General features: G+C 70.9%; 11 protein-coding genes. 5 read left to right on the top strand and 6 right to left on the bottom strand.

Going from position 1 to position 11,513, the window contains the following annotated elements; genetic code table 11:
* A partial coding sequence (locus G5C60_RS46260; RefSeq protein WP_206440848.1) for an MBL fold metallo-hydrolase occupies positions 1-1,064 on the top strand: 1,064 nt, incomplete at its 5' end.
* Between the two features lie 78 nt (positions 1,065-1,142).
* On the opposite strand, the gene G5C60_RS46255 is transcribed toward G5C60_RS46260, so the two are convergent.
* Entirely contained in the window at positions 1,143-1,832 is a 690-nt protein-coding gene (locus G5C60_RS46255) for a TetR/AcrR family transcriptional regulator (RefSeq protein WP_165269540.1), read from the bottom strand.
* A gap of 115 nt (positions 1,833-1,947) precedes the next feature.
* Here G5C60_RS46255 and G5C60_RS46250 point away from each other — a divergent pair, with 115 nt between their 5' ends.
* On the top strand, positions 1,948-3,096 hold the full coding sequence (locus G5C60_RS46250; protein WP_165269538.1) for an FAD-dependent oxidoreductase: 1,149 nt from the start codon (positions 1,948-1,950) through the stop codon (positions 3,094-3,096).
* Here the strand turns inward: G5C60_RS46250 and G5C60_RS46245 are convergent.
* Entirely contained in the window at positions 3,065-4,690 is a 1,626-nt protein-coding gene (locus G5C60_RS46245; protein WP_165269536.1) for an amidohydrolase family protein, read from the bottom strand. The genes G5C60_RS46250 and G5C60_RS46245 overlap by 32 nt on opposite strands.
* 47 nt (positions 4,691-4,737) lie before the next feature.
* Positions 4,738-6,231 carry an APC family permease gene (locus tag G5C60_RS46240; protein ID WP_165269534.1) on the bottom strand — a complete coding sequence of 498 codons (1,494 nt, stop codon included), beginning with the start codon at positions 6,229-6,231 and terminating at the stop codon, positions 4,738-4,740.
* 145 nt (positions 6,232-6,376) lie between these two features.
* Here G5C60_RS46240 and G5C60_RS46235 point away from each other — a divergent pair, with 145 nt between their 5' ends.
* Complete coding sequence (locus G5C60_RS46235; protein ID WP_165269532.1) at positions 6,377-6,982, top strand: TetR/AcrR family transcriptional regulator C-terminal domain-containing protein; 606 nt, start codon at positions 6,377-6,379, stop codon at positions 6,980-6,982.
* A 375-nt stretch (positions 6,983-7,357) separates the two neighbouring features.
* Here G5C60_RS46235 and G5C60_RS46230 read toward each other — a convergent pair whose 3' ends face one another.
* Both G5C60_RS46230 and G5C60_RS46225 read right to left on the bottom strand, forming a co-directional pair.
* Positions 7,358-8,308, bottom strand: a complete 951-nt coding sequence (locus G5C60_RS46230) for an NmrA/HSCARG family protein (RefSeq protein WP_165269530.1) — start codon at positions 8,306-8,308, stop codon at positions 7,358-7,360.
* A 191-nt stretch (positions 8,309-8,499) separates the two neighbouring features.
* Positions 8,500-8,967, bottom strand: coding sequence for a MarR family winged helix-turn-helix transcriptional regulator (locus tag G5C60_RS46225; protein ID WP_165269528.1), 468 nt, complete (start codon positions 8,965-8,967; stop codon positions 8,500-8,502).
* A gap of 118 nt (positions 8,968-9,085) precedes the next feature.
* Here G5C60_RS46225 and G5C60_RS46220 point away from each other — a divergent pair, with 118 nt between their 5' ends.
* Both G5C60_RS46220 and G5C60_RS46215 read left to right on the top strand, forming a co-directional pair.
* Positions 9,086-9,757 (top strand): isochorismatase family protein, encoded by a 672-nt coding sequence (locus G5C60_RS46220; RefSeq protein WP_165269526.1) that lies wholly within the window; start codon positions 9,086-9,088, stop codon positions 9,755-9,757.
* Between the two features lie 195 nt (positions 9,758-9,952).
* Positions 9,953-10,873 carry an HAD family hydrolase gene (locus G5C60_RS46215; RefSeq protein WP_165269524.1) on the top strand — a complete coding sequence of 307 codons (921 nt, stop codon included), beginning with the start codon at positions 9,953-9,955 and terminating at the stop codon, positions 10,871-10,873.
* A 58-nt stretch (positions 10,874-10,931) separates the two neighbouring features.
* On the opposite strand, the gene G5C60_RS46210 is transcribed toward G5C60_RS46215, so the two are convergent.
* Complete coding sequence (locus G5C60_RS46210; RefSeq protein ID WP_165269522.1) at positions 10,932-11,111, bottom strand: hypothetical protein; 180 nt, start codon at positions 11,109-11,111, stop codon at positions 10,932-10,934.
* Between the last annotated feature and the right edge of the window lie 402 nt (positions 11,112-11,513).

The following is an 11,513-nucleotide window of genomic DNA, read 5'->3' as shown; positions in this document are numbered from 1 at the left end:
CCCTCCCCCACACAAAAGGAGCCGTACGTATGGCACTCTCCCGTCGCCGCTTCTGGCAGCTCGGCGCCGCCACGGCTGTCACCGCCGGCGCGGCCTCCCTGCTCACGCAACAGGGCGCCGAAGCATCGGGCGCCGCGGACAGGACCGCGCAGTACTACTTCGGCCGAGCCGCCGAACTGGCCGGTGACAACCCGGCCTTGAAGAGCATCGTCAGCGCACTCACCGCCGGCTACGCCCCGCCGCGCCCGTCCGCCCCCGAGCCGCTACGGATATTCGACAACGTGGCGGTGCTGAGCGTCGGCTTCGTCTCGGCGACGGCGATCCTCACGTCGCGCGGCATCATCCTCATCGACGCCCTCAACTCACCGGACGAAGTCGAGCAGTACATCGTCCCGGGACTGACCTCCCTCGGCGCCGACCCGTCGACGATCAAGTACGTCGTGGTCACCCACGCCCACGGTGACCACTTCGGCGGCGCGCAGCACCTCGCCGACCAGTACGGGACCCGGGTCATGATGGCCCCGGCCGACTGGGATCTCCTCGCCACCACCGCCCCGGCCAACGCGCCCACCCGCGACCTGGACATCGCCGACGGCCAGAAGCTGACCCTCGGAGACACCACGGTGACCCTGCACCACACGCCGGGCCACACACCCGGATCGGTCTCGCCGATCTACCCCGCTCGGTGGCAGGGCCGCGAGCACGCCGCGATGCTGTGGGGCGGCACCAACCCGCCCGCGGCCACGGCCGACAAGGAGACCTACCTCTCCTCGATCCTCACCTTCGCCTCCCGGATGCGGCGGGCCGGGGTCGACGCCGAAGTGAGCAACCACGCCTTCGCCGACTACGGCCTGGAGCGAATGGAACAGCTGCGCAACGCGCCTGACAGCCCCAAGAACCCGTTCCTCGTGGGCACTTCGGGGGCCCAGCGCTTCATGAAGGTCATGGAGAACATGCTGCGGGGCCGTATCGCCGCGGACCAGGAGGCGGCCACCGGTACGACGACAACGGCGGCCCTGGCCACGACGACCGCCCTTGCGGCACACGCCTGTTGCGGCCACTGACACCGACGACCAGGGAGCCTGCCCGCCGGCTCACGCCTCTCCCGCCGGGCAGGCCACCTGGGTAACTCCACCGGGCGGTCACGGGTCCGCGGTCGTGTTCAGGCCGTCCAGGAGCAGGTCGAGGCCGGTGGTGAACTGGTCGCGGTCGTCGTGGTCGCGCAGTTCCGTGGTGGTGCGCGTCAGGAAGGGATATTCGGCGGGATCGAGTTTTTCCCAGCGCTCGGCGGTCTGGGCGAGGAAGGCATCGCGGCCGGGCGAGGCGTCGGCGACGGCGCGTGGGGCGACGATCTGGGCGCTGACGCCGGTGATGTAGTAGGAGATCGCGGTGGAGACCGCGAATTGCCGCTCGGCGGGCAGCCCGGTTCGTGCCACCAGGGTGCCGATGCGGTCGAGCAGGTGCAGTGCGTTCGCCAGCGTGGGCGGCGCGTTGACGTGGGACGCTGCCCACGGGTGCCGGTCAAGGGCATCGAAGACGGCGACGGCAAGCGCGCGCAGCCCGGAGACGGCGTCTTCCTCGTGGCGCGGGTCCGCGGCGAAGGCGTCGCCGAGCACCCGATCGGCGGCCAGGGCGACGAGTTCGTCCTTGTTCGCCACGTGCCAGTACAGCGCGCCGGGTCCGGTGTCCAGCTGTTTGGCCAGCAGCCGGAAGGTGAGTCCCCGCTCGCCGCGCTCGTCCAGGAGCGCGATGGCCGCGCCGACGATGATCTCTCGCGACAGGGCGTCGGGGCGCCATTTCCCGTCGGGTGCTCTTCCTCGCGTCCGTGGCATGAGCTCATTTTGACACGTCTTGGATCCGTGTTCCATATTCCTTATGGAACACGGGTCCATATAGACGCCCCGGGCACAGGCCCGGCGCTCTGCCCGCACGGGAACGAGGAAGCCCATGAACACCAGCCACCACCCGATCGCCATCGTCGGCGCCGGCCTCGGCGGCCTGACCCTCGCCCGGGTCCTGCACGTCCACGGCCTCCCCGCAACGGTCTACGAGGCCGACCCCTCGGCCAAGTCCCGCACGCAGGGCGGCCAGCTCGACATCCACGAGGACGACGGGCAGCGCGCGCTCGCCGACGCCGGCCTCACCGACGAGTTCCGCGCGATCATCCACGAAGGCGCCGAGGCACAGCGCGTGCTCGACCAGCACGGCAAGCTGCTGTTCGACGCCCCCGACGACGGGACGGCGCGCCGTCCCGAAGTGCTCCGCGGAGACCTGCGCCGGATCCTGCTCGACTCACTGCCCGGCCGGACGGTCCAGTGGGGCCGCAGGGTCACCGGTGTCCGGCCCCTCGGCGACGGCCGACACGAGCTGACCTTCGCCGACGGCTCGACCGTGACCAGCGGTCTCCTCGTCGGCGCCGACGGCGCCTGGTCGAAGATCCGCCCACTGCTCTCCGACGCCAAGCCCGAGTACATCGGCACGACGTTCATCGACACCTACCTGTACGACGCCGACGAGCGGCACACCGCAACGGCCGAGGCGGTCGGTGCCGGCGCGATGTACGCGCTGACCCCGGGCAAGGGGATCATCGCGCACCGCGAGGCGGGGGACATCCTGCACACGTACGTCGAGCTGAACCGCCCCTCCGAGTGGATCGCCGGCGTCGACTTCACCGACGCCGACGCCGCGAGGGCTCGGGTCGCCGCCGAGTTCGACGGGTGGGCTCCGGAGCTCACCGCGCTGATCACCGACGGCGAGACCGCTCCGGTCGCGCGCATGATCCACACGCTCCCGGACGGACACCGGTGGGACCGCGTGGCCGGGGTGACGCTCCTCGGCGATGCCGCGCACCTGATGCCGCCGTCCGGTGACGGCGCGAACCTGGCGATGTTCGACGGCGCCGAACTCGGTAAGGCGATCGCCGCGCACCCCGACGACTTCGAGGCCGCACTCACCGCCTACGAAAAGGAGCTGTTCCCGCGCACCGAACCCTTCTACACGGAGGCGCACGAAATGCTGGACCTCTGCCTCGGCGACCGCGCACCGTTCGGATTCCTCGACCTCTTCAACGGTGCCCCGACAGTGTCCGGTGGGTGATGTGGCCCCCGCTCATCGTGAGCCGGATCGGGGCGTCGGCGAGTTCGTCGGGGGCGGTGGTGAGGGGGTCGAGGGTGAAGGCGGTGAGGTCGGCGCGGTAGCCGGGGGCGATGCGTCCGGCGATGTCCTCCTCGCCCGCGGCCCGCGCGGCGTGGGTGGTGTAACCCTCCAGGGCGGCCGACGGAGTGAGTGCCTGGTCGGCGCGTACGGGCGGGGTGCCGGAGTCGCCGGGGTGGCGGCGCAGTTGGGCGGCGGCGAGTACCCGGCGTGGGTCGTAGGGGGCGACGGGCCAGTCCGAGCCGAGGACCAGGGTGGCTCCGGCGGCGCGCAGGTCGCGACAGCGCCAGGCCCGGGCGGCGCGTTCGGGACCGAGTCGGCGGGACCACTCGTCGCTGTGGTCCGCCCGGGCATAGGTGGCGTGGGCGGGCTGCATGGAGGCGGCGACGCCGAGCCGGGCGAAGCGCGGGATCTGGTCGTCGGGCACGGTCTCCAGATGCTCGGCGCGGTGCCGGGCGTGCGGGGTGCCGAGGGCCTGGACGGTGTCGAGGACGTGGCGGACCGCGGCGTCGCCGATGGCGTGGGTGGCGGTCGGTACGCCCGCGCGGTCGAGGTCGTGTACGGCGCGGGTGTACGCGGCGGGGTCGGGCCAGAACGGCTCGTTCCCGGCGCCGTGGCAGTCGGGGTGGTCCAGCCAGGCGGTGCCGCCCTCCACGGTGCCGTCGAGGAACAACTTGACGCCTGCCACGCGCCACTGCCGTCCGGCGCGTTCCTGAAGGGCGATCAGCCGGTCCAGTTCGCCGGTGCCGGCACCGGGCTGGCACCAGGGCGCGATGCGCAGCCGCAGCGGTAGGACGCCCTCGTCCTCGATGGCGGTGAGCAGATCGAGTGCGTCGGGCGTCTCCAGGTCCATGACGTGGCCGCCGGTGAGGCCTGTGGCGGCCATGTCGGCCAGCAGGGCGAGCAGGTGTTTGCGGCGCTCGGTGGGAGAGGGCCCCGGGATCAGGGCGGCGACGGTCTCCATGGCGGCCTGCTCGACGAGATGACCGGTGGGGCGACCGTCGGGGTCGCAGACGATGGAGGCACCCTGGTCGAAACGGCGTGGCCCGTCGACCCCGGCGGCACGCAGGGCCGCGGAGCCGACGAGCGCGGAGTGAGCGTCGTACAGCCGTAGGAAGGTGGGAATGCCGCCCACGACGTCGTCGATGAGGTGGCGGCTGATGGGGCCGCCCTCGAAGGTGTTGTGGTCGAGGTTCCAGCCGGTGATCCACGACCCGGGTGCGGCCCGCCTGGCGGCCTCGCGCAACGCGGCGCGCAGCTGCTCCAGGGTTTTACAGCCGGAGAGGTCGATGCCCTGGGCGAGTTCGAGACCCTTGACGACGTGGGTGTGTCCGTCGGTGAGGCCGGGGGTGAGGGTGGCGCCGCCGAGATCGACGACCTGGGTGCTAGGGCCGCGCCAGTGGCGTACGTCGGCCTCCTCGCCGACCGCCGCAATGCGGCCGTCCCTGATGGCGACGGCGGTCGCCAGGGGGCGCCGCGGGTCCAGGGTGCGGACGGTGGCGCCGGCCAGCACGGTGTCGGCGTTGGGGAAGGGCACGTGGATCGCCTTTCGCAGCGGCTCGTTATGGGGTGGGGGCGCAGCGGCTACTGCTGGGTGTCGGGGTTTCCTGCGGTCCGGTTGCCGGTGTCGGGCTCGGCGGCGAACGCCTCGTACACCTGCGGCCGGGTGCGGCGCAGCCGGTACGCGAGGGCGACGCCGGCGGCGAAGACCAGCGGGATGGGCGCGAGGAGCGCCGCGTTGGTGCCGGTCCCTGCGCCGGTCAGCAACTCGACCTTGTCGATGATCAGGTACAGCGCGCCGCCCATGAGCACGGCTCCGGCGATCGGGGCCACCACGGCCCGCCAGGCACCCTCGGAGTGACTGATGCGGCGGAAGAACACCGGGACGGCGACCGCGGTCAGCACCTGAAGCAGCACGATGCCGACCACACCGGGGGTGTTCACCCACAGCAGCAGTCGCTCGTAGGGATCGGCGCCGGCGGCGGCGAAGCCGAGGACCACCAGGGCCGCGAGCGCGGTCTGCAGGATCCCGGCGATGTGCGGCGAGCGGTGCCGCGGGTGCACCCGGCCCAGGGCCGCGGGCAGCACCCCTTCGTGGGCGAGGGCGTGGGTGTAGCGGTTGATGGCGTTGTGGAAGGCGAGCAGCGCGGCGAAGACGCTGGTGACGATGAGGACGTGCATCACGTCCGCCGCCCAGCCGCCGACGTACCGGGTGGTGGCGGTGAAGAACAGCGCGGCGGGGTCCTTCGCGGCCGCGGCCATGACACCTTGCGCGCCGAACGCCTGCACGACGATCCACACGACGAAGGCGTAGAACAGGCCGAGGAAGGCGACGGCGGCGTACGTGGCGCGGGGGATCGTCCGCTCCGGCCGGCGGGCCTCGGACCGGTAGATGGCGGTGGACTCGAAGCCGATGAAGGCCGCGAAGGCGAAGGCGAGCAGGGCACCGGTGCCGGGCGTGAAGGCGTTGCCGGGAGTGAAGGAGTCGAAGTGGATGCCCTGCGCGCCGCCGTCGGCCAGCACCCCGCCGGCCAGGACCACGAGGATGCCGGCTTCGACGAGCAGCAGTACGCCCAGCACCCGGGCCCCGAAGTCGATACTGCGGTATCCGGCGTACCAGACGGCCGCGACACCGACGAGGGCGGCCACCGGCCAGGGCACGCTGACTCCCCACAGGGCCTGCAGCGCATCGCGGACGGTGGTGGCCAGCAGTCCGTACAGGCCGATCTGCATCGCGTTGTAGGACAGCAGCGCGAGAGCGGCCGAGCCGACCCCTGTGGGCCGGCCGAGGCCACGGGTGACGTACGCGTAGAACGCACCGCCGTTGCCGATGTACCGGCTCATGGCGGTGAAGCCCACCGCGAACACGGCGAGGACGGCGCCGGCGATGAGGTAGCCGCTCGGCGCTCCGATGCCGCCGAGCAGGATGGCGAACGGGGCGACGCCGGCCATGACGGTGAGCGGGGCGGCGGCGGAGACGACGAGGAAGGTGATGTCACCGGTGCGGAGGGTGCCGCAGCGGAGCGAGGAGTCGGGTTCCGCGGCGGTCACGGGTTGGGGTCTGGCGGTCGAGGCCATGGCGGCGGGGCACCTTTCGGACGGCGCCGTTCGGCGGCAGGGGAAGGCCCGGCGAGCTAAACCTAAAGCCTTTCGGTTTCGGTAATGTAGCCCCGGGGGCAACGCCTGGGAAGACCCGACCTGCGACGATCAAGGAGAAGGACGCATGGGGCGGCCGAGCAAGGCCCTGATCGACAGGGAGCGGATCAGCACGGCCGCGCTCGAACTCGTCGACCGGGGCGGCGACTTCAGCGTCCCGCAGATCGCCAGGAAGCTCGGCGTCCAGACCGGCTCGATCTACCACCATGTCGACGGCCGAGCAGGCATCGTCGAACTGATCCGGCTGCGCGTCACCGAGGCCATCGACCCGGCCACCCTCGACCTGCGCCCCTGGGACACCGCCCTCGCCGCCTGGGCCCGCTCCTACCGGGCGGCCTTCGCCGCCCACCCGCGCACCATCCCGCTGCTCGCCACGGCGCCCGTTCGCGCACCCCACGCGCTGGCCCAGTACGAGCGGGCGGTCTCCCTGCTGCTGGACGCGGGCTTCGCCAAGGACCGCGTCATGGCGGTGCTCACCGCCTTGGACAACCTCGTCCTCGGTTCGGCGCTCGACCTGGCCGCGCCCGAAACCATGTGGGAACCCGACGCCGACGGGAAGACCCCACTGCTCGCTCAGTCGCTGGCCGCCGTCGGCCCCGACCGCGCCGACGCCGCGTTCGACCTGGCGCTGGACGCCTTCCTCGCCCACTGCCGGAGCCTCGTCGCCCCCTGACGACAACGGGGGCACCCCGTCGGGACCCTCCTGCGCCGGGACGGTTACCCGTCGGCGGCGCCGGCACGCGTCCCCGCGCGGAACTCCCGCGGGGAGAGGCGAAACTCCCGCGGGGAGACACCGAACGCGGCCTTGAAGACTCTGCGAGCCGGACAGCCTCGTCATGTACGGCGCGCCAGCGCCGGAGCGGCCCTTGGTCGGCGGTTACTGCACGGCCAAGGACCGCACGACCCTGACGCCTCCGAGAGGCACTTCCACTCGGACCGGCTCAGTTACTTCGTCGTTTGTGCGAGCCGCGCCCTTGCCGCGGCTCGCACCGGTGGCTGAGGCGACCTTGCCGTCGAGCTGCCCACTCCCGGCAGTGGTCGCACCCAGTCAGCTCAGCACGAACTTCGAGGCGTTCTCGGCCAGCCAGTCGTCGAAGCTCTTCAGCGCCGGGTTGATCTCGCGCACCCGGTTCAGATCACGGGCGCCGGTGAACTCCTGATCGAAGTCGCCGTAGTACTGGAACATGTTGCCGAGCTCGTCGGCCGCCGGAATCTCGAGGGTGCGGAAGAAGTCGTAGGGCACGGACTGGAAGCGCACCGGCTCGCCCAGCGCCGCCGCCAGCTTCTCCGCGTACTGCGCACCGGTCAGATGGTCGCCGGCCAGGCTGACGGTCTGGCCGATGAAGGGCGCGCCGCCCTTGAGGATGGCGAAGGCCGTCCGGCCGATGTCCGCCACGTCCACCCCGGCCAGGAGCTTGCCGTCCTCCATCGGCAGGTTCAGCGCCAGTACGCCGTCCTCGCCGCGCTGGGGGCCGAGGCCCTCCAGGAAGCCCTGGAAGTAGAAGGTCGTGTTCAGGAAGGTGGTCGGCACCCCGGCCTGCCTGAACAGCTCATTGCCCTCACCCTTGACGTCGAAGTGCGGCACGTTGTACTTGCCCTGAATGACCGGCATACGGCCGTCCTCCAGCGGCAGCAGCTCGCGGGTGTCCTCCAGCGTCGACCAGACCACGTGACGCAGTCCCGCGGCCGCGGCGGCCCGGGTCAGGACCTCGATCTCCTCCATCTCCGTGGCCGCCGAACCGTGCGCCCAGAAGTTGGTGACCAGGAAGGCCCCGTAGGCTCCCTCGAACGCCTTGTGCACCGTCGGCTCGTCATGGAAGTCCGCCTGCACGACCTCTGCCCCGAGCGCCGCGAGCTCCCTGGCCGCGGGCGAGTCGGGATTCCGGGTAAGCGCGCGGACCGTGAAGCCCGACTCCGGGTCGGCCAGGATCGCTCGTGCCGCACCGCCGCCCTGCGCACCCGTTGCTCCGGCGACCGCGATGACCTTCTTGTTGCTCATGGCAGCTGTCCTTTCCAGAAGAGGTTGTTGACGCATCAACCACATTATCGCGAATCGATTGACGCATCAACTCAAGGAATGGAATCGAGCCATGACCACCCCATGACCACTGGAAGCGCTCCGGGCCGCGGTTGGCGACGATCACCCACTCAACCACCCAAGCCCGAACGACAAGCCGAGGCGTTACGACATCAGGGAGGGTCCGCTTCCAATCGACCTAGGACGCCTTCGCAAAGAACGGTGAGCGCGTCGAGTTCTTCGGGACTGAGGGGGTCGATGACCAGCCGGCGCACGGTGGCGATGTGCTGGGGGGCGGCCGTCTCGATGGCCGCGCGCCCCTCAGGGGTGACGACCACGTGGAGACCGCGCCCGTCCTTGGGGCAATCCTCCCGGGTCACCAGCCCGCGTTTGGTCATCCGGCGGAGGTGATGGGACATGCGACTCCGCTCCCAGTCCACGGCATGGGCCAGTTCCTGAAAGTGCTGTCGGCCGTCGGGTCCGTCAGTGAGAGCCACAAGGACGACGTAGTCCGCGATGGACAGGCTCCCGCAGCCCTGCAATGCGCGCGCCAATACGCCGGGGAGCTTCTGATGTACGCCGATGAAGGCGCGCCAGGCGCGCTGTTCAGGCGGGGTGAGCCAGCGTGTTTTCTCCTCCATACGCAAACACTCTAGACGATGGTTGACACATCACCGAGACCCCGGTAATAGTTGATACATCAACGACGGAGTGACCCGCCAACAACTTGCGCGTGTTGCCCACATCGGAGGAGATCCCGTGAGCGAGTTCCCGAAGACCGGCCTGGATGCCCTGCTGACACCCGAGAACAGCGTCCTGGCGCTGATCGACCACCAGCCGTTCCAGTTCGCCAACCTGCACAGCCACGAGCCGACGATGATCGTCAACAACGTCGTCGGGCTGGCCAAGACCGCCAAGGCATACGGCGTCCCGACGATCCTGACCACGGTCGTGGAGGAGCGCGGCGGCCTCATCATCCAGGGCCTCCAGGACACCTTCCCCGACCAGAAGCCGATCAACAGGACGACCCTCAACAGCTGGGAGGACCAGCGCGTGGTGGACGCCGTCAAGACGACCGGGCGCAAGAAGCTGGTCATCGCCGGCCTGTACACCGAGATCTGCGTGGCCTTCCCCGCCCTGCAGGCGGCCGGCGAGGGCTACGACGTCTACGTCGTCACCGACGCCTCCGGAGGCGTGACGGCCGAGGCCCACGACATGGCCGTACGCCGCATAGTCCAGGCAGGCATCACCCCGATCACGTGGATGGCCGTCCTCGCCGAGTGGCAGCGTGACTGGGCCCGCACGGACCTCGTCGCGCCCGAGGACCTGGCGGCGCTCATGGGCTACTCCGGCGGCTCCGGTGTGGCGTTCGCCTGGGAGATGCAGCTCCTCAACACCCCCGTTCCCAACGAGACCACCCCCGGGGTGTAAAGGGCGGACCGACGCCGCGGGGCGGCACCAGCGCCGGTGCCGCCCCGTGCTCGGGCGCGGAGGCTTTCGCGCATCCCTCCCGGCGCGGCTCCGTCGACGGCGCGGTGCCGGGGGCCATCGATCGAGGTGAGGCACCCGTGTCCGCACGGCACCGAACCACACCTGTTCCGTCCGTCGCTCCAGAAGGGTGCCGCCATGACAACCCCCGCCGCCGTGCCTCTCGTTGTCCCTCTCGTCCCTCCGAAGCTGATCGCGACGGACCTTGACGGCACGCTGCTGCGCAGCGACGGAACGCTGTCGGACCGCACACGGGCCGCCTTGACGGCGGCCGAGCAGGCCGGGATCCGCGTGGTGCTGGTGACAGGCCGCCCGCCGCGCCGCGTACCGGAGTTGCTTGCCACCATCGGACCGCATTTCGTCATCGCCGCCAACGGCGCGGCCGTCTACGCCCCTGACGGAACCCTGGCGCACGTGTCCCCGTTCCGGCCTCTGGCGGCCACCCGGCTCGTGACCCGCGTGCGCAGGGCGCTGCCCGGCGCTGCCTTCGCCGTCGAGTACGACAAGGACTTCGGCCACGAACCGGCCTACCCGACCTGGTCGTTCGGTGAGGAGTCCGCCGAACCGGTCGGCACCTCCGGGGAACTCCTCACCCGTATCCCGGGCAGACCGGTGCTGAAGATCCTCGCTCACCACCCGACCCTGCCCCTCGACGACTTCTACGAGCGAGCTCGGCGCACCGCGGGCAGCAACGCCGAGACCACCTACTCCACCGGGCTGTCGCTGGTGGAGTTCAGCGCACCCCACGTCACCAAAGCCACCACGTTGCTCGAGTGGAGCGGCCGGCTCGGCATCGGCAGCCACGAGATCGCCGCCTTCGGCGACATGCCCAACGACCTGCCCATGCTCACCGCGGTGGGTCACTCGTACGCCATGGCCAACGCCCATCCGGACGTCCTGCGGGCCGCACGTCATCGCGCCCCCGCCAACGACGAGGACGGCGTCGCCCAGGTGCTGGAACGGTTCGTCGACACACTCGTACGCCGACCGTCCCGGCACATCCCCCCGGTGTGGACCGTCTGGGACGGCTCCGACGACCCCGCCGACGCGCTCGACTGACGCCTGCGGGGGCTTCTGCCGCGATGGCCACCGGGCTGTCTCCTCACAGGGTGTGGCTTCATCTCGGCGGGTGCGGGTCGTTCCGGCCCTCGTCCTCGCTGCACGCCGGGCAGCCCCGCAGCCATGTCTCCCAAGAATGACCCGCGCGTTTTCCGACGCATATCACCCGCTCGACGCCGTGGGCGGAGCCGTTCTTCGCGGTCAAGGTCAGCAGGCCGAGATGGACGGCCACGGTCACCGCAAGGGCCCCTGACCAGCATCTGCAGCAACGGCGTGCCCTCCCGGTCCGTGAAGGCGGGGGTTGGAGGCGGTGAGTTCTGGCCGCCTCCCACAGCGGTATGACGTGCGTGTGCCGCGGTTCCGGGCCGACCGGCTCGGCGGACGCGACGGTGGCCGACGCGGTCCCGGCGGGCGAGACGGGCGAGGCGCAGGGCTCCCTGCGCGGCAGAAAGGGCATGGCATTCCTCTGCGAACGGCGAGATTGTCGGAGCGTCATTCGTCCGGCTGTGCGCGCGGGGCGGACTCGATGCGGGGGTCGCCCCGCGAGGTGCCGGGCTTCTTGACCGGCAGGCGGGGTACGGATTCAGCGTCGTCATCCAAGGAGGCTCGGACCGGAGGGTGGCGGGGACCCGGCCGGGGG

Origin of the sequence: Streptomyces scabichelini (genome assembly GCF_011045015.1) — a bacterium.
Classification (GTDB): Bacteria; Actinomycetota; Actinomycetes; order Streptomycetales; family Streptomycetaceae; genus Streptomyces; species Streptomyces scabichelini.
This window is presented reverse-complemented; position numbering and strand designations above follow the sequence as displayed.